Source organism: Achromobacter spanius (assembly GCF_002966795.1).
Taxonomy (GTDB): domain Bacteria; phylum Pseudomonadota; class Gammaproteobacteria; order Burkholderiales; family Burkholderiaceae_B; genus Achromobacter; species Achromobacter spanius_D.
The window spans coordinates 1,074,699-1,095,867 of the sequence record NZ_CP023270.1; the positions used below are offsets into that span (position 1 = coordinate 1,074,699).

Annotated in this window: 19 protein-coding genes; 12 read left to right on the forward strand and 7 right to left on the reverse strand. The window is 66.9% G+C overall.

The features are described 5' to 3' along the window. Window positions 1–45 precede the first annotated feature (45 nt). From CLM73_RS04745 to CLM73_RS04760, 4 genes are read left to right on the forward strand one after another with little or no spacing between them, the layout of a single operon-like run. Window positions 46–1,032, forward strand: a complete 987-nt coding sequence (locus CLM73_RS04745) for an ABC transporter permease (RefSeq protein ID WP_105237526.1) — start codon at window positions 46–48, stop codon at window positions 1,030–1,032. Beyond that, window positions 1,032–1,946: an ABC transporter permease gene (locus CLM73_RS04750; RefSeq protein WP_105237527.1), complete on the forward strand. Its 915-nt coding sequence runs from the start codon at window positions 1,032–1,034 to the stop codon at window positions 1,944–1,946. Before CLM73_RS04745 ends, CLM73_RS04750 begins: the two co-directional genes overlap by 1 nt. 7 nt (window positions 1,947–1,953) lie before the next feature. Beyond that, entirely contained in the window at window positions 1,954–2,940 is a 987-nt protein-coding gene (locus CLM73_RS04755; RefSeq protein WP_105237528.1) for an ABC transporter ATP-binding protein, read from the forward strand. Beyond that, a complete protein-coding gene (locus CLM73_RS04760; RefSeq protein WP_105237529.1) occupies window positions 2,937–3,932 on the forward strand; it encodes an ABC transporter ATP-binding protein in 996 nt (331 codons plus the stop codon). Before CLM73_RS04755 ends, CLM73_RS04760 begins: the two co-directional genes overlap by 4 nt. Before the next feature lie 49 nt (window positions 3,933–3,981). On the opposite strand, the gene CLM73_RS04765 is transcribed toward CLM73_RS04760, so the two are convergent. Beyond that, the gene (locus tag CLM73_RS04765; protein ID WP_105237530.1) at window positions 3,982–4,506 is read right to left on the reverse strand and encodes a hypothetical protein; all 525 of its coding nucleotides are present in this window, start codon (window positions 4,504–4,506) and stop codon (window positions 3,982–3,984) included. 217 nt (window positions 4,507–4,723) lie between these two features. Between CLM73_RS04765 and CLM73_RS04770 the strand changes: the two genes are divergently transcribed. The 4 genes from CLM73_RS04770 (at window position 4,724) to CLM73_RS04785 (ending at window position 8,611) form a co-directional block, all read left to right on the forward strand. After that, entirely contained in the window at window positions 4,724–5,647 is a 924-nt protein-coding gene (locus CLM73_RS04770) for a DMT family transporter (RefSeq protein WP_105237531.1), read from the forward strand. 115 nt (window positions 5,648–5,762) lie between these two features. Continuing rightward, complete coding sequence (gene ettA / locus CLM73_RS04775) at window positions 5,763–7,436, forward strand: energy-dependent translational throttle protein EttA (protein ID WP_105237532.1); 1,674 nt, start codon at window positions 5,763–5,765, stop codon at window positions 7,434–7,436. Window positions 7,437–7,661: 225 nt separating this feature from the next. Further along, a complete protein-coding gene (locus CLM73_RS04780) occupies window positions 7,662–8,195 on the forward strand; it encodes an isochorismatase family protein (RefSeq protein WP_105237533.1) in 534 nt (177 codons plus the stop codon). 191 nt (window positions 8,196–8,386) lie between these two features. Beyond that, on the forward strand, window positions 8,387–8,611 hold the full coding sequence (locus CLM73_RS04785; RefSeq protein WP_056321146.1) for a glycine zipper 2TM domain-containing protein: 225 nt from the start codon (window positions 8,387–8,389) through the stop codon (window positions 8,609–8,611). Between the two features lie 90 nt (window positions 8,612–8,701). Here the strand turns inward: CLM73_RS04785 and minE are convergent, their stop codons facing one another. From minE to CLM73_RS04810, 4 genes are all read right to left on the reverse strand, one after another. Then, on the reverse strand, window positions 8,702–8,959 hold the full coding sequence (gene minE / locus CLM73_RS04790) for a cell division topological specificity factor MinE (protein ID WP_006217654.1): 258 nt from the start codon (window positions 8,957–8,959) through the stop codon (window positions 8,702–8,704). A 3-nt stretch (window positions 8,960–8,962) separates the two neighbouring features. After that, window positions 8,963–9,778 carry a septum site-determining protein MinD gene (gene minD, locus CLM73_RS04795; protein WP_056569518.1) on the reverse strand — a complete coding sequence of 272 codons (816 nt, stop codon included), beginning with the start codon at window positions 9,776–9,778 and terminating at the stop codon, window positions 8,963–8,965. Window positions 9,779–9,920: 142 nt separating this feature from the next. Beyond that, window positions 9,921–10,877 (reverse strand): septum site-determining protein MinC, encoded by a 957-nt coding sequence (gene minC / locus CLM73_RS04800; protein ID WP_105237534.1) that lies wholly within the window; start codon window positions 10,875–10,877, stop codon window positions 9,921–9,923. 160 nt (window positions 10,878–11,037) lie between these two features. After that, window positions 11,038–12,804: a glutamine--tRNA ligase/YqeY domain fusion protein gene (locus CLM73_RS04810; RefSeq protein WP_105237536.1), complete on the reverse strand. Its 1,767-nt coding sequence runs from the start codon at window positions 12,802–12,804 to the stop codon at window positions 11,038–11,040. A 136-nt stretch (window positions 12,805–12,940) separates the two neighbouring features. On the opposite strand from CLM73_RS04810, the gene CLM73_RS04815 reads away from it, so the two are divergent. Further along, on the forward strand, window positions 12,941–14,284 hold the full coding sequence (locus tag CLM73_RS04815) for a cytochrome ubiquinol oxidase subunit I (protein WP_105237537.1): 1,344 nt from the start codon (window positions 12,941–12,943) through the stop codon (window positions 14,282–14,284). Continuing rightward, window positions 14,281–15,336 carry a cytochrome d ubiquinol oxidase subunit II gene (locus CLM73_RS04820; RefSeq protein ID WP_105237538.1) on the forward strand — a complete coding sequence of 352 codons (1,056 nt, stop codon included), beginning with the start codon at window positions 14,281–14,283 and terminating at the stop codon, window positions 15,334–15,336. Before CLM73_RS04815 ends, CLM73_RS04820 begins: the two co-directional genes overlap by 4 nt. Here the strand turns inward: CLM73_RS04820 and recQ are convergent. Together recQ and CLM73_RS04830 are read right to left on the reverse strand one after the other, a co-directional pair. Then, on the reverse strand, window positions 15,333–17,162 hold the full coding sequence (recQ, locus tag CLM73_RS04825) for a DNA helicase RecQ (RefSeq protein ID WP_105237539.1): 1,830 nt from the start codon (window positions 17,160–17,162) through the stop codon (window positions 15,333–15,335). The two genes, CLM73_RS04820 and recQ, sit on opposite strands and share 4 nt — an antisense overlap. Before the next feature lie 91 nt (window positions 17,163–17,253). Beyond that, window positions 17,254–18,591, reverse strand: a complete 1,338-nt coding sequence (locus tag CLM73_RS04830; protein WP_234015810.1) for a fimbrial protein — start codon at window positions 18,589–18,591, stop codon at window positions 17,254–17,256. 219 nt (window positions 18,592–18,810) lie between these two features. Between CLM73_RS04830 and CLM73_RS04835 the strand changes: the two genes are divergently transcribed. Continuing rightward, window positions 18,811–19,512 (forward strand): response regulator, encoded by a 702-nt coding sequence (locus CLM73_RS04835; RefSeq protein ID WP_105241385.1) that lies wholly within the window; start codon window positions 18,811–18,813, stop codon window positions 19,510–19,512. Next, entirely contained in the window at window positions 19,512–21,095 is a 1,584-nt protein-coding gene (locus CLM73_RS04840) for a sensor histidine kinase (protein WP_105237541.1), read from the forward strand. The genes CLM73_RS04835 and CLM73_RS04840 overlap by 1 nt, the downstream gene beginning before the upstream one ends. Window positions 21,096–21,169: the final 74 nt, after the last annotated feature.

Sequence of the window (21,169 nt, forward strand, 5' to 3'; positions counted from 1 at the left end):
GACGGCGGGACCTACCCGGTTCCGCCGTCTTGCTTTTTTCCGCCTATGTTCGCTTTCATACTGCGTCGCCTGTTGCAGGCCGTAGCGGTGATGCTCACCGTCGCGCTACTGGCCTTTGTGCTTTTCCAATACGTCGGCGACCCCGTCACCATCATGCTGGGGCAGGACGCCACCGATGCCGAGCGCATCGAACTGCGTGAACGCCTGGGCCTGAACGAGCCCGCCATCGTTCAATTCGGCCACTTCGTGGCCAACGCCGTGCAGGGCAATTTCGGCATCTCCCTGCGCCAGAGCGAACCCGTCTCAACGCTGCTGAAATCCCGCCTGCCCGCCACGTTGGAGCTCTCCATGGTGGCCGCCTTGCTGGCGCTCGTCGTGGGCGTGCCGCTGGGCGTGTACACCGCGCTCAAGCGCAACAGCCTGGTGTCGCAGATGCTGCTGGCCGGGTCGCTGCTGGGTGTGTCGCTGCCCACCTTCCTGATCGGCATCCTGCTGATCCTGGTGTTCTCTGTGCAACTGGGCTGGTTGCCCAGCTACGGGCGCGGCGATACCGTCAGCCTGGGCTGGTGGACGTCGGGCCTGTTCACCGCCACGGGCTGGAAGCACCTCATCCTGCCGTCCATCACGCTGTCGCTCTTCCAGATGACGCTGGTGCTGCGGCTGGTGCGCTCCGAAATGCTGGAGGTCCTGCGCTCGGACTACATCAAGTTCGCGCGCGCCCGGGGCCTGAAGCGCCGCGCCATCCACTTTGGCCATGCGCTCAAGAACACGATGGTGCCGGTCATCACCATCACCGGTCTGCAGCTGGGCGGCATCATCGCCTTCGCCATCGTGACCGAGACCGTGTTCCAGTGGCCGGGCATGGGCCTGCTCTTCATCCAGGCGGTCCAATTCGCCGACGTGCCGGTGATGGCCGCGTACCTGTGCCTGATCGCGCTGGTGTTCGTGGTGATCAACCTGATCGTCGATCTTCTGTATTTCGTCGTGGACCCGCGGCTGCGTTCCGGGCTGACTCGCGGGGGGGCTCACTGATGCGCGCCGTACTCAAACGCTGGTGGGACAGCGACATTGCCTGGGCCTGGCGCCGGGCGCCCGTGGCCATTGTCGCCACGCTGCTGCTCGCGGCTCTGTTGATCGGCTCCTTCGGGGCCGGCTGGGTCGCGCCGCACAATCCGTTCGACCTGACCAAGGTCGAACTGCTGGACGCGCTGCTGCCGCCTGCCTGGGAACCCAACGGGCAGGCCACGTACCTGCTGGGCACCGACAGCCAGGGCCGCGATCTGTATTCGGCCATCCTGTACGGCACGCGCGTGTCGCTGCTGATCGGCCTGGCCTCGGTGCTGCTGTCGATGGTGATCGGCATCGTGCTCGGGCTGGTGTCCGGTTACGCCGGCGGCCGCGTCGACGCGTTCATCATGCGAGTCGCCGACGTGCAGCTGTCGTTCCCGGCCATCCTGATCGCGCTCCTGATCGACGGCGTGGCCCGCGCGGCGGTGCCGCGCGAGCTGCACGAGATCATCGCGTTTCCGGTGCTGATCGGCGCCATCGCGCTGGCCGGCTGGCCGCAGTACGCGCGCACGGTGCGGGGTTCGACGCTGGTGGAAAAGAACCGTGAATACGTGCAGGCCGCCCGCGTCATCGGCGTGGCCTCGCCCGTCATCATGTTCCGCCACGTGCTGCCCAACGTGCTGGGTCCGGTGCTGGTGCTGGCCACGGTGCATCTGGCCACCGCCATCATCACCGAGGCGACGCTGTCGTTCCTGGGGGTAGGGGTGCCGCCGACCGCGCCGTCGCTGGGCACGCTGATCCGGATCGGCAACGATTTCCTGTTTTCCGGAGAGTGGTGGATCACCATTTTCCCGGGCGCGGCGCTGGTGCTGCTTGTGCTGTCGGTCAACCTGCTGGGTGACTGGCTGCGCGATGCGCTCAATCCGCGACTGAACTGAGGTAACCATGAGCGCATTACTCGAAGTCCGCAATCTGCGCGTGGAGTTTCCCACGCGCCGCGGCACGCTACGCGCCCTGGACGACGTGTCCTTTTCCATCCAGGCTGGCGAAGTCCTGGGCGTGGTGGGCGAATCCGGCGCCGGCAAATCGCTGACCGGCGCCTCCATCATCGGCCTGCTCGAACCCCCGGGCCGCATTGCGGCCGGCGAGATCCTGCTGGCCGGCCGGCGCATCGACAACCTGCCCGACGAGCAGATGCGCCGCGTGCGTGGCCGCGAGATCGGCGCGGTGTTCCAGGACCCGCTGACCTCCCTGAACCCGCTGTACACGGTAGGCCGGCAACTGGCCGAAACCATCGTCACCCATCTGGACATGACGTGGTCGCAGGCGCGCAACCGCGCGGTCGAGCTGCTGGCGTCCACCGGCATTCCCGCCGCGCGCGAGCGCATCGACCACTATCCGCACCAGTTTTCCGGCGGCATGCGCCAGCGCGTCGTGATTGCGCTGGCCCTGGCCGCCGAGCCCAAGCTGGTGGTGGCCGACGAGCCCACGACCGCGCTCGACGTGTCGATCCAGGCGCAGATCATCGAACTGCTCAAGCGCCTGTGCCGCGAGAACGGCACGGCCGTCATGCTGATCACGCACGACATGGGCGTGATCGCCGAGACCGCCGACCGCGTGGCGGTGATGTACGCCGGCCGCGTGGCCGAGATCGGCCCGGTGGCCGACGTGATCCACAAGCCGCGCCATCCCTATACGTCGGGGCTGATGGGGTCCATTCCCACGCTCGAAGGCCACATCGAACGGCTGGTGCAGATCGACGGCAGCATGCCGCGCCTGAACGCCATTCCGCCGGGCTGTGCATTCAATCCGCGCTGCGGCCAGCGCCTGCCGCGCTGCGCGCACGACCGCCCCGAGCTGATGCCCGCGGGCACGTCGCGCGCAGCCTGTTGGCTGCATGACAAAGGCAATACGTTGGAGGTGGCCGCATGAGCACGCCCTTGGTTCAAGTAAAGGACGCGGCCCGCTGGTTCGACGTATCGCCGCCCTGGCTGGAGCGCGCTTTGGCGCGCAAGCCCAAAGTGATGCTGCGCGCGGTGGACGGCGTGTCGTTCGACATCGCCCGCGGCGAAACGCTGGCGCTGGTGGGCGAATCCGGCTGTGGCAAGTCCACGGTGGCGCGCATGCTGGTCGGGCTGTATGGCCTGACGCGCGGCGACATCCACTTCGATGGCCAGCCGCTGTCGCGCATGTCAGAACCCGGCGGGCGCGCCCTGCGCAAGCGCCTGCAGATGATCTTCCAGGATCCCTATGCCAGCCTGAATCCGCGCTGGCGCGTGGGCCGCATCATCGCCGAGCCGATGCTGACGCACACACAGATGTCGCCCGCGGACCGCGTGGCGCGCGTGGGCGAACTGCTGCGGCAGGTGGGGCTGGATCCCGCTGACCAGAGCCGCTATCCGCACCAGTTCTCGGGCGGGCAGCGCCAGCGCATCTCGATCGCGCGCGCGCTGGCGGTCAATCCGGAGTTCCTGGTGTGCGATGAGCCCACCTCGGCGCTGGACGTGTCCGTGCAGGCGCAGGTGCTGAACCTGATGAAGGACCTGCAGCGCAAGCTGGGGCTGACGTACCTGTTCATCTCGCACAACCTGGCCGTCGTGCACCACGTGGCGGATCGCGTGGGGGTGATGTACCTGGGCCGCATGGTGGAAGTGGCGCCGCGCGACGAACTCTTCGCACGACCACGGCATCCCTACACGCGGATGCTGCTCGAGGCGATTCCGGACATCAACGGCGCGGGCAAGCCGCGTACCGCGGTGGCGGGCGAGGTGCCCAATCCTCTGAATCCGCCGTCCGGCTGCACTTTCCATCCGCGCTGCCCGCACGCCAACGACCGGTGCAAGGCCGAGGCGCCGGTCGCGAAGCTGGCGGGGGTGTCGATCGTGGCCTGCCACGCCGTCGAGGAAGGCCGGATCACCGTGTGATCCTGCATACGCCGTGGTCCGGGCGCCTGCCCGGGCCGCGGCGCGCCGCTCAGTGGCGGTGGTTGTGGTTGTGGACGTCGTCGTACGGCGTGTCGTCGTCTTCGTCGTCCGCGTCGTCTTCCTCTTCTTCCTCTTGCGCATCGGGATCCGGTTGCGGTTCCTCGGTCAGCGCAAAGGGCAGCACGTCTTCCAGGTTGTCGGACCAGGCGGATTCTTCGCCATCGTGGTCCAGCTTGATGAAGCGCTCGCCGTCGTTCAGCGAAATCTGGATCGCCCACAGGTACAGACAGTCGTAGGTGTCGTCATCGGACTGCGGCAGGCCGCCGCGGTTGCCGAGCAGGCGCGCGCCCGGCCCGCCCATCTGCACGTGCGTCTGTTCCTCGTCCGTCTCGGCCTTCTCGTCCATTGGGACGCCGTAGGTCACCCATTCGGTGCCTTCGTCGCCCAGCACCACTTCCGCCAGCACGGGTTTGCCCAGATAGGCGCTGAGTGCATCCGCGGTCTTGGCCAGCATGTCCAGTTCGGGAGGGCTGAAATGGGTCAAGGAAGCGGGCGGAGTGGCAGAGGCGGACATGAAGGTTCCTGGGCGCGATGAAGCCGCGACGGCACGGCAGATACGTCAGGCGCTATTGTCGCGCGAACGGCGTTGCGGTGCATCGGGCGCTTGGATTACGAAGAAACGCGGGCGGTATCCGGATGGCTAGCTGGGGCGCCAACATATAAGTGACGTATACAGCGAGCCGGACGGAGCCTACACTGGCCTGCTTTTGTATTCCTGCCTTGCCGTTTCAATGATGCGCTCCGACGCCCCGCAGCTTCCCCTCCGCTTTCTCCTGTTCCCGCTTCTGGCGGCCCTGATCTGGTCGGTCAACATGATCGTGACCAAGATGGCCGCTGGCGTCATCGCGCCGGCCGCCATCGGCTTTTACCGCTGGGCGCTGGCGGGCATCGTGCTGACCCCGTTTGCGTTGCCGGGCGTGTGGGCGCAACGCCGCCAGGTGCTGGCGCATCTGCCGAAGTTCGCCGTGCTGGGCGGGCTGGGCATGGCGCTGTACCAGGGCTTGGCGTACGTGGCGGCCGCGTCCACCACCGCCACCAATATGGGCTTCATCACCGCGATGATCCCGCTCATGACCATCGCCGTCATGGCGGTAATCATGCGCGAGCGTCCCTCGGCCATGGCGGTGCTGGGCAGCCTGGTGTCGCTGGCCGGCCTGGCGCTGCTGATCGGCGAGGGCGATCCGGCCCGGCTGCTGTCCGTGGGCGCCAACCACGGCGACGTGCTGATGGGGCTGGGCGCGCTGGCCTATGCGCTGTATGGCGTGTTGCTGCGGCGCTGGGCGCTGCCCGTGGGGCCATGGCAGTCGCTGTACGTGCAGGTCGCGTTCGGCATCCTGTTCCAGCTTCCCGCCTTCCTGCTGGCCGCGCCGTCGCCGCTCAATGCCGCCAACGTGCCGCTGGTGCTCTACGCCGCCGTGTTTCCATCCTTGTTCGCGCCGTATCTGTGGATGCAGGGCGTGCGCCACCTGGGCCCCAACCGCGCCAGCATCTTTTTGAACGTCATGCCGGTGTTCACCGTGGCCATCGCCGCGCTGTTCCTCGATGAAAAGCCCCATCTGTTTCACATTGCCGGCGGAGCGCTGGCGCTGGCCGGGGTGATGCTGGCCCAGATGCGCACGCCGGGTCTGCCGGGCCGCCCCGCGAAGACCCATTGACGGCGGGCCGAGGCCCAAATCAAGGCGAGATGGGGCCGGATCACCGCTTCCGCACGCCGGTCAGGGTTCCGGCCTACAATCAACGGTTTCTCAGCTATATCTCACCTACGAGCCCATGGCCCAATACGTCTACACCATGAACCGCGTCGGCAAGATCGTGCCGCCCAAGCGGCAGATCCTGCGCGACATCTCCCTTTCGTTTTTTCCTGGCGCCAAGATCGGCGTGCTGGGCCTGAACGGCTCGGGCAAGTCGACGCTGCTGAAGATCATGGCGGGCGTCGACCGCGAGATCGAAGGCGAAGCCATTCCCATGCCGGGCCTGAACATCGGCTACCTGCCGCAGGAACCGCAGCTCAACCCCGAGCACACGGTTCGCCAGGCAGTCGAGGAAGGCCTGGGCGCCGTCGTCACGGCCAAGAAGCGCCTGGACGAGGTCTACGCCGCGTACGCGGAACCCGACGCTGACTTCGACGCGCTGGCCGCTGAACAGGCCGATCTCGAAGCCATCATCGCCGCCGCCGCCTCCAGCGGCGCGGACGACATCGAACACCAGATGGAAATCGCCGCCGACGCGCTGCGCCTGCCGCCCTGGGATGCCACCGTCGGCAACCTGTCCGGTGGTGAAAAGCGCCGCGTGGCCCTGTGCCGCCTGCTGCTGTCCAAGCCCGACATGCTGCTGCTCGACGAGCCCACCAACCACCTGGACGCCGAAAGCGTGGAGTGGCTGGAGCAGTTCCTGCACAAGTTCCCCGGCACCGTCGTCGGCGTGACCCACGATCGCTACTTCCTGGACAACGCGGCCGAATGGATCCTGGAACTGGACCGCGGCTACGGCATTCCCTGGAAGGGCAACTACAGCTCGTGGCTGGAACAGAAGGAAGACCGCCTCAAGCAGGAAGAGTCCTCTGAATCGGCGCGCCAGAAGACCATCAAGAAGGAACTGGAGTGGGTGCGCCAGAACCCGAAGGGACGCCAGGCCAAGGCCAAGGCGCGTATGGCGCGTTTCGAGGAACTGTCCTCGTACGAATACCAGAAGCGCAACGAAACCCAGGAAATCTTCATTCCGGTGGGCGAGCGCCTGGGCAACGAGGTCATCGAATTCAACAACGTCAGCAAGGCCTACGGCGACCGCCTGCTGATCGACAACCTCAGCTTCAAGGTGCCGCCGGGCGCCATCGTCGGCATCATCGGCGCGAACGGCGCCGGTAAGTCCACGCTGTTCCGCATGATCGCCGGCCGCGAGCAGCCGGATTCGGGCGAAGTGAAGATCGGCCAGACCGTGAAGCTCGCCTTCGTCGACCAGTCGCGCGACGCGCTGGAAGACAAGAAGACGGTGTTCGACGCCGTGTCCGATGGCGCCGACATCCTGACCGTCGGCAAGTTCGAGATGTCGTCGCGCGCCTATCTGGGCCGCTTCAACTTCAAGGGCGGCGACCAGAACAAGGTCGTGGGCCAGCTTTCCGGCGGCGAACGCGGGCGCCTTCACATGGCCAAGACGCTGATCGCCGGCGGCAACGTCCTGCTGCTTGACGAACCGTCCAACGACCTCGACGTCGAAACGCTGCGCGCGCTGGAAGACGGGCTGCTCGAGTTCCCCGGCAGCATCATGGTCATCAGCCACGATCGCTGGTTCCTGGACCGTATCGCCACGCACATCATGGCCTTCGAAGGCGATTCGCAGGTCGTGTTCTTTGACGGCAACTACCAGGAATACGAAGCCGACAAGAAGCGCCGCCTGGGCGAAGAGGGCGCCAAGCCCAAGCGCCTGCGCTACAAGGCGTTGAAGTAATACCCATTCTCTGGTGCCAGTCACCAGCCGAATGCCAAGAATCCCGGCCACGCGCCGGGATTCTTTTTTTGGTGTCAGACACCCGAATCAGTCCTACATTTGCAGGGGTGTCAGACACCAGAATCAGTCCTACGTTTGGATCCTCTGAGGTGTCAGACACCAGCCCGCGCGACATCATCGCCCCGCAGCGTTATGCTGACCGCTTGCCCCCGGGAGTCCCTCACCATGCTGCTGTCCGCCTCCGATTCCACCCTGCTGATCGTCGATATGCAGGGCCGCCTGATGCCCGTCATCCACGAGGGCGACGCCGTGCTCAATGCCGCGCACAAGCTGGCGCAGGCGGCGCGGTTGCTGGATGTGCCCGTCGTGGCCACCGAGCACCACAGCAAGATGCTGGGCGTCACCGTGGACCCGTTGCGCGAACTCGTGCAGGCCACGTTCCAGAAGATGCACTTTTCGTCAGCCCGCGAACCGGGTTTCGACGGCTGGCTGCCCGCCTCGCGCAAGACGGTGCTGGTGGCCGGCTGCGAAGCGCATATCTGCGTGCTGCAAACCGTGATCGGTCTGGTGGATCTGGGCTACAAGACGGTGCTCGTCGCGGATGCCGCGGGTTCGCGCAAGCCGTCGGACCATCATGCCGCGCTGCGCCGCGCGCGCGCCCATGGCGCCGAGATCGTCACGACCGAAATGGCGATTTTCGAGTGGATGGAGACGTGCGAGCACCCGCGATTCCGCGACGTGTTACGTCTGGTCAAATAGCAGCCGGCCCCTGCAACATCGTTCCCAGGGGAGCGCAAAAGTTCGCTCTCCCTTTGACACAATTCCTGGGCAAACCTAACACCGTGTCCCCGGATTATTTGCGATCCTGAAAGCTCTAAACCCCTAAAGGTCCGCGCGCTCGCGTTTTGATTCTCCGGTGCGGCCCCGGGTAAAAGAACAGGAGCTACATCATGAAAATCGCATCGCTTTCCAAGATCTGTGCCGCTGTGGCGTTGGCTGCCACCATGGCGGGTTGTTCATCGTGGGATGGCATGAGTCATCGCCAGAAGAGCACCGTGGGGGGCGCCGCACTGGGCGGCGTCGCGGGTGCGGTGATCACGAACGGCGGCGTGCTCGGCACGGTCGGCGGCGCGGCGATCGGCGGTGTGATCGGCGATCAGGTCGGCAAGCGCTAAGCGCGCATCGTCCCAAAAGCAACGCCCGGCAATGCCGGGCGTTTTTTTATGTGCAACGCGCGCCGGCAAGGCCGGCGCACAGCGGAGACATCAGGTCTCGTTCTGCGGCATTTCGATCTTCACTTCCAACACTTCCAGCGTGTCCTGGCGTTCCAGGTGCACCTTGATGTCTTCGGGATTGATCTTCACGTACTTGGAGATGACCGCGATCAGTTCCTGCTGAAGCTGCGGCAGGTAATCGGGCGAATCCCCGCGGCCACGCTCGTGGGCAAGGATGATCTGCAACCGTTCTTTGGCGACGGACGCGGAGGTCTTCTTTTGACCGAGCAGAAACGACAGGAAGGACATCGCTTACTTGCCTCCGAACAGGCGTTTCAGGAAACCCGGCTTCTCGTAATCGGTAAAGCGCAGGGCCTTGTCTTCGCCAAGGTAACGGCTGACGACGTCCTTGTAGGCTTCCGAGACGTCGGTGTCTTTCAGGTGAATGGCCGGCAGGCCCTGGTTCGACGCCTGCAGCACGGCTTCGGATTCGGGAATCACGCCGATGAGCTTGATGCGCAGAATGTCTTCGATGTCCGTCAGCGACAGCATCTCGCCGTCGGACACGCGCTTCGGGTTGTAGCGGGTCAGCAGCAGGTATTCCTTGACCGGCTCGTCGCCATCGACCGCGCGCTTGGACTTGGCGGCCAGGATGCCCAGGATGCGGTCCGAGTCGCGCACCGACGAGACCTCGGGGTTGGTGACCACCAGCGCGTCGTCGGCAAAGTAGGCGGCCATCAGCGCGCCGGTTTCGATGCCAGCGGGGGAATCGCAGACGATGTAGTCGAAACCCATTTCCTTCAGGTCGTTGATGACCTTTTCCACGCCTTCCTGCGTCAGCGCATCCTTGTCGCGCGTTTGCGAGGCGGGCAGGATGAAAAGGTTTTCGAGCTGCTTGTCCTTGATGAGCGCTTGCTTGAGGGTCGCCTCGCCTTGGATCACATTGACGAAGTCATACACCACGCGACGCTCGCAACCCATGATGAGGTCGAGGTTGCGCAGGCCGACGTCGAAGTCGATGACAGCGGTCTTGTGGCCCCGCATCGCGAGGCCCGCGGAAAAACTGGCGCTCGTCGTGGTTTTGCCCACGCCGCCTTTGCCGGAAGTCACCACAACAATGCGTGTCATGACGATCAAACCCTTATGTTCGAATAAATCGCGTTATCGTAAAGCAAAAAGCCCGTGTAAGGCTTCTTACAGGATGTGTTGAGATTTGAGCGGGCCGCGGCCGCGCCGCCGTCTCGCAGGATGCCGCGCCCCGGGCGCGGCATCAGGCCTTCAGCGCTTCGATGCGCAGCGTGTCGCCATCCAGGCGGACCAGCGCGGGCTGGTTTTGCAGCGTGCCATCGAGCTTGTCTTCGACCACGCGGTAGACGCCCGCCACGGCCAGCAATTCCGCATCCAGATGCGTCGTGAAGATGCGCGCCGACGTGTCGCCGCGCGCGCCGGCCATGGCCTTGCCGCGCAGCGGACCGTACACGTGCACGTTGCCGTCGGCGATGACTTCGGCGCCTTGGCTGACCATGCCGATCACCACCAGATCCGTATGCCGTGCGTAAACACGCTGGCCCGAGCGCAGCGGCCGCGTGACGACCAGCGCCGACGACGAGTGCGGGGCCGCGGCCGTCGGACTGGGTGCGGACGTGGTGCTGCTGGCAGCGCGGGCGGGCAGGGGATCGGCATCGGCCGCGGGCTTTTCGGCCTGCGGGTCGGTTTGCGTTTCGCCGTTTGCCCCGGCAACGTCAGCGGCCGCAGCCTTGTCTTGCGATGCGGCATCCGCGGCAGTCGTCTGCGCGCCGGCCGCCGACGTGTCGGTGGGCGCGGGCGCGATCTCGACCGCGGCGGCCGGCACCGACGGGACTGGCGTCGCGACATCGTTCGGCGGCGCGGTGTCCACCACGGGGGCGGGCCGCGCGGCGGGCGTGGACAGTTCAACCGGGGTCAGGCCGGCATCGCGCGCGGCCTGCAGATTGGCGCCTTCGGCCACCACGCCGATCGGGGGCAGGTTGTGGCCGCGCAGCGACGCCACCAGCGCCGGCCAATCGATCGGTTCCTCGACCCGGCTGGCGTCGATGACGACGGGCTCGTTTTCAAAGAAGCTGCCGGCGTCCGCCATGCGCTTGGTCAGCGCTGCGTTCAGGCGTTCGGGATCGGCGCTGTGCAAAACCACCCGAATGGCATACAGGGTGGCGCTCTTGAAGTCCAGGGCTAGGGATTCAGTGTTCATCTTGATTGTGGCTGGCGGTCCGGGCGGCGAAAAACGGCGCGCGCAACCGGCTGCGGGATGTCGGGGATGATAACCCGCCCGAGGGGGCCTGCGCCGGGCGCACGGCGAAAGAAAAAGGCGCCACAAGGCGCCTTTTCCGGGTATTGCGCACGCGGGCGCGTCAGCCCTGGGCCCACGAATCGCGCAGGGTCACGATGCGGTTCAGCACCGGTGCGTCCGCCGTCGAGTCCTTCAGGTCGGCCGTGAAATAGCCCAGGCGCTCGAATTGCCAGGTGGCGCCCGGCGTGGCCACGGTGCCCGGTTCCAGCCAGGCCGTGACGGTCTGCTTGGAATTGGGGTTCAGGCAGGCCAGAAAGTCCTTGTCGCCGCCGTCAGGACGCGGATCGGCGAACAGGCGGTCGTACAGGTGGATCTGGGCGGGCACCGCGTGCGCCGCGCTGACCCAGGTGATGTTGCCCTTGACCTTGACGCTGTCCGCGCCCGGCGTGCCGCTCTTGGTGTCCGGCAGGTATTCGGCCTGCACTTCGACGACCTCGCCGGCCTCGTTCTTGGTGAAACCGGTGCAGCGCACGACATAGCCGTACTTCAGGCGCACGGTGTTGCCCGGGAACAGGCGGAAATACTTCTTGGGCGCTTCCTCGCGGAAATCGTCGCGTTCGATCCACAGCTCGCGCGACAGCGGGAACTCGCGCACGCCGGCTTCCGGGTCGTGCGGGTTGCGCGGCGCGGTGCAGGTCTCGGTCTGGCCTTCCGGGTAGTTGGTGATGACCAGCTTGATCGGGTCCAGCACGGCGACCGAGCGTGCGGCGATGGGGTCCAGGTCGTCGCGCACGGCCTGCTCGAGCAGGCTGTAGTCGATGCGCGAATCGGACTTGGACACGGCGGTGCGGTCGCAGAACAGGCGGATCGACGCGGGCGTGTAGCCGCGGCGGCGCAGGCCGAAGATCGTGGGCATGCGCGGATCGTCCCAGCCGTCCACGTGGCCTTCCTTGACCAGTTGCAGCAGCTTGCGCTTGCTGGTGACGACGTAGCTCAGGTTCAGGCGGGCGAATTCGTACTGGTGCGGCAGCGGCTGGGCCAGCTTGCCCAGTTCGGCCAAGCGCGTCAGGATCCAGTCGTAGAACGGGCGCTGATCTTCGAATTCCAGCGTGCAGACGCTGTGCGTGATGCCTTCCAGCGCGTCTTCCACCGGGTGGGCCCAGCTGTACATCGGGTAGATGCACCACTGGTCGCCGGTGCGATGGTGCGTGGCGTGGCGCACGCGGTACATGACCGGGTCGCGCAGGTTGATGTTGGGCGACGCCATGTTGATCTTGGCGCGCAGCACCAGGCTGCCGTCCGGATGCTTGCCGTCGCGCATTTCGCGCAGCAGCGCGATGGACTCGGCCGCCGGGCGGTTGCGCCAGGGCGAATCCGTGCCGGGTTCGGTCAGCGTGCCGCGGTTGGCGCGGATTTCTTCCGCGCTTTGTTCGTCGACGTAGGCGTGGCCCGCTTCGACCAGGGCTTCGGCGAACTCATACATATAGCCGAAGTAGTCGCTGGCGAAGTACAGGTTCTCGCGGCCGTCGGCCTTCCAGTCAAAGCCCAGCCAGTGGACGGCCTCGATGATGGCGTCGACGTATTCCTGGTCTTCCTTCTCGGGGTTGGTGTCGTCAAAACGCAGATGACAGACGCCGCCGAAATCGCGCGCCAGACCGAAGTTCACGCAAATGCTCTTGGCATGGCCGATGTGCAGGTAGCCGTTGGGCTCCGGCGGAAAGCGCGTGCGGATGCGCGCCGGGTCCGCGTCCCCCTGCTGCTGCAAGGCCGCCGGGCCAGGCTTGCCCGCCCAGCGCTTGCCCTGGAAGCGGTTGGCTTCGAGGTCGTCTTGGACGATGTTGAGCAGGAAGTTTGATGCGGCGGGGGTCGGCGTCGGGGCGGTGGTCATTCTTGAAAGAATAGGAAAAAGCAGCGACAAAGCGTCAATTTTGCCACGTTCCGCAGCGCGCCCCTTTTTGCCACGCCTGCAACCGGTTTCAATCGGCCCCCATAGTCATGTAACTGGCTCTACACTACGGGCCATTATGGATATCTCGACCCTATCCCTGGCCCGGGCGCAGTTCGTGGCCAGCCTTAGCTTCCTGGCGCTTTTTCTCGCCGTTTCCCTCGCGCTGGCCTGGGTGCTGCTGTTTTTCAAGATCCGGGCCCGCTGGTCCAGCCATGGCGGCTGGACGGCCGCCTACCGCTTCTGGGTCCGCATTTTTGCGCTGTCCTTCGTGCTGACGCTGGCCGCCAGCGTGCCCGTGCTCATCCAGATCGGCAGCTTGTGGGCCGGACTCATGGACAAGATCGGCAACGTGGCCGGTCCGCTCTTGGGCTACGGCATCCTGTCCGTCTTCATCCTCAAATCCTGTTTCCTGGGCGTCATGCTGTTCGGCCAGCGCCGCGTGTCCGATGGCGCGCACACGCTGGCGGTTCTGATGGTGGCGGCCGGGCAGCTTGTCGCCGTGTTCTGGGTGCTGGCCCTGCAATCGTGGATGCAGACGCCGGATGGCGCGCTGCTGGTCGACGGCCGCTACCAGGTCTATGACTGGCACAAGGTCGTGCTCAATCCCTCGGTCGGCTGGCGCATGGCCGTGGTGATGGTCGGTGCGGCGCTGGCCGCCTCGTTCCTGATGCTGGGCGTGACCGCGCTGCAAGCGTTGCGGCGGCCGCTGGGCGAGGGCGAGCGCAGCGTGTTCAAGACAGCGCTGGTGGTGGCCCTGGTGGCCGCATTCCTGCAGGTGCCCGTCGCGACCGGCGCGGGTCAGATGATGGCGCAACTGCAACCGGCCAAGGCCGCCGCCGCGGCGGGCTTCTGGCAAAGCGGCCCGGTGCCGCAACTGGTGCTGTTCGGCTGGCCCGACGCGCGCGCGCACGTCAACGAGGGCGACCTCACGATCAACAACGCAGGCGGCATGTGGCTGCATCGCAATCCGGACGGCACCTACCAGGGCCTGGACAAGTATTCGGGCATGCTGCCGCCGGTGGCGCTGACCTTCTGGTCGCTGCGCGTGGCCGTCGGCCTGGGCCTGCTGATGCTGGCCGTGGCGTGCGTGACCTTCCTGTGGACCTTCCGGCGCGGCATGGACCCGTCGGCCTTGCCGCCGTGGTGGCAGCGGGTCCTGTGCGGCATGATGTTTTCCGGCGGCATCGCCGTCGTGGCCGGCTGGTGGGTCTCCATCATCGGACTGCAACCCTTCGTCGTGAACGGCACCATCACGCAGTCCGAGGTCCTGGGTTCCGTGCCTTCGACCACCGTGCTGTACGGGCTGGCCGGCTACGGACTGCTGTACGCGCTGCTGCTGGCCGCGTTCGCCGGCATGCTGTTCCATGCGGCGCGCTACGGCGTCGTGCCCGTGCGCAAGCTGAGCGGAGGTGCGCCATGATCGCCATGCTGGCGGCCTCACAAGGCCTGAGTCCCGACGACCCCTCGTTCTGGATGCCGCTCGCCTTCATGGCGCTGCTGTTTGTCGTGATTGCCGCGGGCATGGTCCTGGACGGCTTCGACCTCGGCGTGGGGATCCTGTTGCAGATCGCGCCGGAGCACGAGCGTGGCCGCATGATGAGCCTGCTCAGCCCGTGGCGCGACGCCAACGAATTCTGGCTGCTGCTGGGCATGGGGCTATTTGCGGCGGCATTCCCGTTCGCCTGGGGCGCCGTGCTGGGCAAGCTCTACGGGCCACTGACGTTCATGGTGCTGGGTGTGGTGCTGCGCAGCGTCGCCTTCGAATTCCGCATCCGCGCCCGCAACGACATGAAGCCTCGCTGGATCTTCGCGTTCTGGGCCGGTTCGATCATCACCGCGTTCGGCCAGGGCATGCTGCTTGGCCGCATCGCCACGGGCTACCAGTCTGACGCGGGCTATGGCTGGTTTGCGATGTTCGTGGGCCTGTGCGCGGTGGCCGCGTATGTATTGCTGGGTGCGTCGTGGCTGGTCATGCGCGTTGACGGCGACCTGCAGCGCCGCGCCGCCAACTGGGCGCGCCACGCGATCCGCTGGACGGCCGTGGGCATGGTGTCGATCGCGGTCACGCTGGGCCTGGCCAACGCCGGCATCTTCTACAAGTGGAGCAATATCGCGCACCTGAGCCTGGCGGCGTCGGTGTGGGTGCTGATGCTGGCCGGCTTCGTCGCCGCGGAAATGCTGCTTGCGCGCCTGCCGGGCCGCGCCGACCGCTTCAGCTGGCTGCCCTTTGTGCTGACGGTGGCGCTGTTCCTGTTGATGCTGAGCGGACTGGCGTACAGCCTGTTTCCGTACCTGATCCTGGACGACATGACGCTGTGGGATGGCGCGGGCGCGCTGGGCTCGATGCGGCTCGTGATGGCCGGCGCCGTTGTGGGGATTCCGGTGGTGCTGGTGTTCAACATCCTGGCGTACCGGTCGGTCTTCGGCAAGGAGCGCCGCCCCGTGCCGCTGCTGCCGCCGCCGTCGTACTAAATCACGGGACGCGCCACCCGCTGCAGGATTTCTTCGCCGTAGGCCTCCAGCTTGCGGGCCCCCACGCCGTTGATGTGGCTCAGTTCGTCCATGGACTCGGGCTGAGCCAGCGCGATCTCACGCAGCGTGGCGTCGTGGAAGATCACGTAGGCGGGCACGCCGTGGCTCTTGGCGACTTCGCCGCGCCAGGCGCGCAGTGCCTCGAATACCGGCTGCAATTCGGCCGGCAGGTCGATCGCCGCCGCCTTGGGCCGTCCGCTGCCCGTCTTGCCGGAACGCGGCTTCTTTTCGGATTCGCGCCGCAGCATGAGCTGATGCTCGCCCTTGAGCACCGCGCGGCTGCCTTCGGTCAGGGCCAGCGTGCCGAAGCCTTCGTTGTCGACGGTCAAGAGGCCCTGCGCCAATAGCTGGCGCAGCACGCCGCGCCACGCGGTGTCGGAGAGGTCGGCGCCCACGCCGAACACGCTGAGCGACTCGTGGCCGTGCTGCTTGGTGCGGTCGGTGACCTTGCCGCGCAGGATGTCGATGATGTGGCCGGCGCCGTAGCGCTGGCCGCGTTCCTTCCAGAGCCGGTATACGGCTGACAGCACCTTCTGCGCCGCCACCGTGCCGTCCCACGCCTGCGGCGGATCCAGACAGACGTCGCAATTGCCGCAGGCGGTGATCTGCTGCCCAAAGTAAGCCAGCAGCCGCACGCGCCGGCATTCCACGGTTTCGCACAGGCCCAGCATGGCGTCGAGCTGCTGGCCCAGGCGCCGGCGATAGGATTCGTCGCCGGGCGATTCGTCGATCATGCGGCGCTGCTGCACCACGTCCTGCAGGCCATAGGCCAGCCACGCCGTGGCGGGCAGGCCATCGCGGCCGGCGCGGCCGGTTTCCTGGTAGTAGCCCTCGACCGACTTGGGCAGGTCGATGTGCGCCACGAAGCGCACGTCGGGCTTGTCGATACCCATGCCGAACGCAATGGTGGCAACCATGACCACGCCGTCCTCGCGCAGAAAGCGCGACTGGTTGGCCGCCCGAATCTGGGCGCTGAGGCCCGCGTGGTACGGCATCGCATCGATGCCCTGATTGCAAAGGAATTCGGCCGTTTCTTCGACCCGGGCGCGCGACAGGCAATACACCACGCCGGATTCGCCTTCGTGTTCGGTGCGGATCATGTCCAGCAACTGCTTGCGCACCTCGTTCTTTTCGACGATGCGGTAGCGGATGTTGGGACGGTCGAAGCTCGAAACGAAATGGCGCGCTTCGTCCAGCGACAAACGCTGCGCTATTTCGGTGCGGGTGACGGCGGTGGCGGTGGCCGTGAGCGCGATGCGCGGCACGTCGGGCCAGCGCTCGTGCAGCATGGACAGGCCGAGGTATTCGGGCCGGAAGTCGTGACCCCATTGGGACACGCAGTGCGCTTCGTCGATGGCGAACAGCGCGATGCGGCCGCGGTCCAGCAATTGCAGGCAGCGGTCGGTCAGCAGGCGTTCGGGGGCGACGTAGAGCAGGTCGAGCTCGCCATTCAGAAAGGCCTGTTCAACCTCGCGGGCCACCCGCCATTCCTGCGTGGAATTCAGGAACGCCGCGCGCACGCCCAGTTCGGTCAGCGCGTCGACCTGGTCCTGCATCAGCGCGATCAGGGGCGATACGACGATGCCGGTGCCTTCACGCACCAGCGAGGGAATCTGGTAACAGAGCGACTTGCCGCCGCCCGTGGGCATGAGGACGAGCGCGTCGCCGCCGCCGATCACCTGTTCGACAATGGCTTGCTGGTCGCCGCGGAAGGATTCGTAACCGAAAACGCGCTGCAACACGCCGAGGGCGCGCGCGTCAGACATGGGGATAGGCCGGAAGCATCATGGCAGGGATTTTAAGCCCCAATTCCGGCCCGCCCGTTCTGGAGGGAGATTTTGGCCACGCCATCGGCACTTACCAACTGAGCCAGGTGCCGCGCATGAAGGTGTCGACAGGCATGCTCAGGTTGGCGCGCCAGCCGTAGTCGCCCGTCACGATGTCGCGGTCGGCGCCGACGGCCAGCTTGACCTTCGGGGCGACGAACATGCTGTGGGACAGGCCCACGCGCTGCTCGGCCAGCACCGAGCCCTCGCGCAGGCCGGAATACGTGCCGCTCAGCGTGCCCCAACCGGACAGCGGGACGCCGGCCGACACGGTGTTGCGCGTCTGGGCAGTGGAGGCAACGCCGTCGGAATAGGTGGACAGGTCGCCGTAGCCCGCGCCGATCTGCTCGTTGGTGTAGCCCAGCGTCACGGTGTCGGCCACGTCGATGCTGTAGCCGAAGCGGTAGCGGTAGCCGCTGGCCGCATCGAACGTGCTTTGGGTGGCGCCGGCCCGGAAGGTGCCGAATTCCCCGGCGTTGTACGTGGTGCCCACGCCGCGGGTGGTCAGGGACGGGGCGCTCTGCATCTGGCCTTCGACCGTTACCACCGGCGTCAGCCCGTAGCGCACGCTGCCGCTCCCCACGGACGCGCCGTAGTCGACCGCGCCGGACTTGGCGGATGGGTCCATCAGGTTCAGCTTGCCCAGCGATGACGAGTAGCCGAAGCTGCCCTCGGGCAGCGTGGCGCCGGTGCCGCCCCAATTGGCGATCTGCAGCCCGCCCACCGGCGCGCCGCTGCCCCACGCCGGCGCATTGGGGTTGACATTGCCCACCGTGAGGGACGGGCCGGTGGTGTTGTTGTAGACCCAGTTGCGGCTGCCGCCGTAGCGCAGGCCGTCCTGGCCGCTGACCGACGAGAACCACGGGCGCGAGGGGCGCGAGACGCCGGAAATCACGATGACCGGCACGCGCGGCAGGTCGCCGGTTTCCAGCGCAAAGGAATAATCGGGCGGAATGTCCTCCGCGGAAGCGGGCGTCGCCAGGGGATCGCAAGACAGCGGTGCCACCGGCGTGTTGCCGGTCAACCCCAGACCCGTTCCCGGGATGAATCCGTCGGCCGGATCCTGACCGCCCTCGCGCACCGTGGTGTCCATGCCGGGCTCGGTCGCATGCAGGTCGCACGGCGTCGGGTCCAGCGGCACGGCGCGCTCTTCCAGCGACGGGGCAGGGCGCACCGGCAGCGATTGCACCGGCGACAGGATGCCAATGCCGCGCGCCACGCGCGTGACGTCGCCCGCCGGGGGCGGCGTCAAAGTAAAGGGGGACACGTCGGGCTCGTCACCGAAAGCGGGCGCCAGCGGCCAGGCCAGGCCCGCCGTCAGCGCCGCGTGCAACAGCCCTCTGCGCCAGGGGTTAGCTGTGGCGGCCATGGGAACAGTGTAGGGAGCACCCTGCCGTTCATCTGTAAACGATCTTTAGGAAAGTCCACGAAGGGCGGCAGGCGAAGCGCCATTCTAGGGCCACTTCGGGGGCGCGGGTACGCCCGTTGCAAAAAGCCCGACACATCAGTCGTACATCGTGCAACGGGTATATTTCAGATGATTTCTCGCCCCTTGCAGGCAACGGCCACGCGCCGCACTATGACGCCCATGGACAATTCCCACACCAAGCTGCTGGTCGTCGACGACGATCCGGCGCTGCGCCAGTTGCTGGCCGACTACCTGAACCGGCACGGCTACGACACGTTGCTGGCGCCGGACGCGACCGATCTTTCCTCACGCATCACCCGTTACGCGCCCGATCTGCTGGTGCTCGACCGCATGCTGCCGGGCGGCGATGGCGCGGACGCCTGCCGCCGCCTGCGCGAGCAGGGCGAAGACATTCCCGTCATCCTGCTGACCGCGCGCGACGAAGCCGTGGACCGCATCATCGGCCTGGAGGCCGGCGCCGACGACTACGTCGGCAAGCCCTTCGACCCCCGCGAACTGCTGGCCCGCATCGAGGCCGTGCTGCGCCGCAAGCGCGGCCCATCCGCGCTCACGAAGGACGCGCCGGTCTCGTTCGGTCCGTTCGTGTTCGACCCGTCCACGCGCCAGCTTTCCCGCGACGGCACCGTCGTCAAGCTGACCGGCGGCGAGATCAACCTGCTTGAAGCCCTGGTGCGCAACGCCGGCAAGCCGCTGTCGCGCGAACGTCTGCTGGCGCTGGCCCGCGACGACGACGCCGGCGATCGCAACGACCGCGCGATCGACATCGCGATCCTGCGCCTGCGCCGCGTCATCGAAGACGATCCCAAGCAGCCGCGCTGGATCCAGACCGTCTGGGGCATCGGTTACCGGTTCTCGCCCTGATGCGTTTTTCCCCCGGCATTCTGGTGCCCCGCTCGCTGCGGGCACGGCTGATCCTGCTGATCCTGGGATCCGTCCTGCTGACGCAGGCCGCCACGTTGGTGACGGTATCGTACTTCCGGCACAAGTTCATGGAAGACACGGCGATCGGCTACATCGTCACCACCATCCGAACGCTGCGCGCCGCCGTGTCCCAGGTGCCGGCCGAAGATCGCGCCGATTTCGTGCGGACCGCGTCCCAGAACCAGTGGCGGTTGTGGTCGCGTGTGCTGCCGGCCGAAGCCAAGCTGCAACGCTTCAACGGCCGCCGTCCGCCGCCGCCGCGCGCCGCGCCGCGCCCGCCGCCGCCGCCGTCCACCCAGGATTCCCAGTTCCACGGGCCGCCGCCGCCCCCGCCGCCCGAGGTCCGTGACGACGAGCGCGACACGGACGCCGCTCGCGCGGACGGACGTGGCGACGCGCAGCGCACCGGTGACGGCGCCCGCGACCGCGAGGAGTCCAACCGTCGCTACAAGCCCGAGCCCGACGACATCCGCCGCGACCTGCGGGTGCTGGTGCAGCAGCTCAACGAACGCCTGAACGACGGCACGCGCGTGGCGCTGTCGCGCGGACCCACGCCCGAGATCTTCATTTCGCTGGCGCCCAACCCGGCCACCGAAGACGCGCCGCGGCTGCGCGAGTGGCTGGTCATTCCTCTGGAACGCCTGGATCCGCCCGTCGCCACGCCTTTCATCGCCGCCTGGCTGGGTGGCCTGGGCCTGCTGCTGCTTCTTGCCGTGGGTTTTTCGTGGCACATCACGCGCCCCATCACGCGCCTTGCCGACGCCGCGGACCAGTTGGCCGCGGGCCAGCCCCAACGCGTGGAGCCCTCCGGGCCGCACGAAACGCGCGTGCTGGGCGAACGCTTCAACGCCATGCTGGACGCGTTGTCCGAGTCCGATTCGGTGCGGCGCACGCTGCTTTCCGGCCTGCCGCATGACCTGAAGGGGCCGCTGTCACGCATGTGGCTGCGCGTCGAAATGGCCGACGATTCCACGCTGAAGGAAGGCCTGCGCACGGACCTGCGCGACATGCAGCACATGGTGGATCAGTTCATCGGTTTCGTGCGCGGCACGGATCCGGCGGCCTACCGCTACGCGCCCATCGTGCTGTCCGAATGGCTGACCGAGCGCGTGGGCGCCTGGCAGGGCGCCGGCACCGCCATCGGCCTGGACACTGCCTCGGATGCCAGCGGCCTGGTGGTGCAGGCCGACGCCGTGGCGCTGGGCCGCCTGCTGGACAACCTGATCGGCAACGCGCTGAACCACGGCGCGCCGCCGGTGGACATTGCGCTGCGCCGAAAGGAAGGGCATGCGGTGCTGGACGTGGCCGACCACGGCCCGGGCATCGTGCCCGAACGCCGCCTGGAAGCCTTGCGGCCATTCAGCCGGCTGGACGACGCGCGCACGCGCACCGGCAGCGTGGGCCTGGGCCTGGCGTTGGCCGAAGCCATTGCCCGGGCGCACGGCGGCTCGCTCGAACTGCGCGAGGCAGAATCCGGCGGCCTGTGCGTGCGGGTCCTGCTGCCGCTGTCCCAGGCCGCCTGACGGGCGTGGTCCCGGGGAAGCAACCCCGGGGCGGCCCGCGCTACGGTACGATTCATCCTGCTTCGTCCTTTGCC

Bases quoted from the DNA above. Each gene is read 5' to 3' on its own strand.
- CLM73_RS04780 (WP_105237533.1), top strand. From the start codon at position 7,662: ATGCTGCTGTCCGCCTCCGATTCCACCCTGCTGATCGTCGATATGCAG.
- CLM73_RS04770 (WP_105237531.1), top strand. From the start codon at position 4,724: ATGATGCGCTCCGACGCCCCGCAGCTTCCCCTCCGCTTTCTCCTGTTC.
- CLM73_RS04810 (WP_105237536.1), bottom strand. From the start codon at position 12,804: ATGACCACCGCCCCGACGCCGACCCCCGCCGCATCAAACTTCCTGCTC.
- CLM73_RS04745 (WP_105237526.1), top strand. From the start codon at position 46: ATGTTCGCTTTCATACTGCGTCGCCTGTTGCAGGCCGTAGCGGTGATG.
- ettA (WP_105237532.1), top strand. From the start codon at position 5,763: ATGGCCCAATACGTCTACACCATGAACCGCGTCGGCAAGATCGTGCCG.
- minD (WP_056569518.1), bottom strand. From the start codon at position 9,778: ATGACACGCATTGTTGTGGTGACTTCCGGCAAAGGCGGCGTGGGCAAA.
- CLM73_RS04820 (WP_105237538.1), top strand. From the start codon at position 14,281: ATGATCGCCATGCTGGCGGCCTCACAAGGCCTGAGTCCCGACGACCCC.
- CLM73_RS04835 (WP_105241385.1), top strand. From the start codon at position 18,811: ATGGACAATTCCCACACCAAGCTGCTGGTCGTCGACGACGATCCGGCG.
- CLM73_RS04750 (WP_105237527.1), top strand. From the start codon at position 1,032: ATGCGCGCCGTACTCAAACGCTGGTGGGACAGCGACATTGCCTGGGCC.
- minC (WP_105237534.1), bottom strand. From the start codon at position 10,877: ATGAACACTGAATCCCTAGCCCTGGACTTCAAGAGCGCCACCCTGTAT.
- CLM73_RS04785 (WP_056321146.1), top strand. From the start codon at position 8,387: ATGAAAATCGCATCGCTTTCCAAGATCTGTGCCGCTGTGGCGTTGGCT.
- CLM73_RS04760 (WP_105237529.1), top strand. From the start codon at position 2,937: ATGAGCACGCCCTTGGTTCAAGTAAAGGACGCGGCCCGCTGGTTCGAC.
- CLM73_RS04765 (WP_105237530.1), bottom strand. From the start codon at position 4,506: ATGTCCGCCTCTGCCACTCCGCCCGCTTCCTTGACCCATTTCAGCCCT.
- recQ (WP_105237539.1), bottom strand. From the start codon at position 17,162: ATGTCTGACGCGCGCGCCCTCGGCGTGTTGCAGCGCGTTTTCGGTTAC.
- CLM73_RS04840 (WP_105237541.1), top strand. From the start codon at position 19,512: ATGCGTTTTTCCCCCGGCATTCTGGTGCCCCGCTCGCTGCGGGCACGG.
- CLM73_RS04815 (WP_105237537.1), top strand. From the start codon at position 12,941: ATGGATATCTCGACCCTATCCCTGGCCCGGGCGCAGTTCGTGGCCAGC.
- CLM73_RS04830 (WP_234015810.1), bottom strand. From the start codon at position 18,591: ATGGCCGCCACAGCTAACCCCTGGCGCAGAGGGCTGTTGCACGCGGCG.
- minE (WP_006217654.1), bottom strand. From the start codon at position 8,959: ATGTCCTTCCTGTCGTTTCTGCTCGGTCAAAAGAAGACCTCCGCGTCC.
- CLM73_RS04755 (WP_105237528.1), top strand. From the start codon at position 1,954: ATGAGCGCATTACTCGAAGTCCGCAATCTGCGCGTGGAGTTTCCCACG.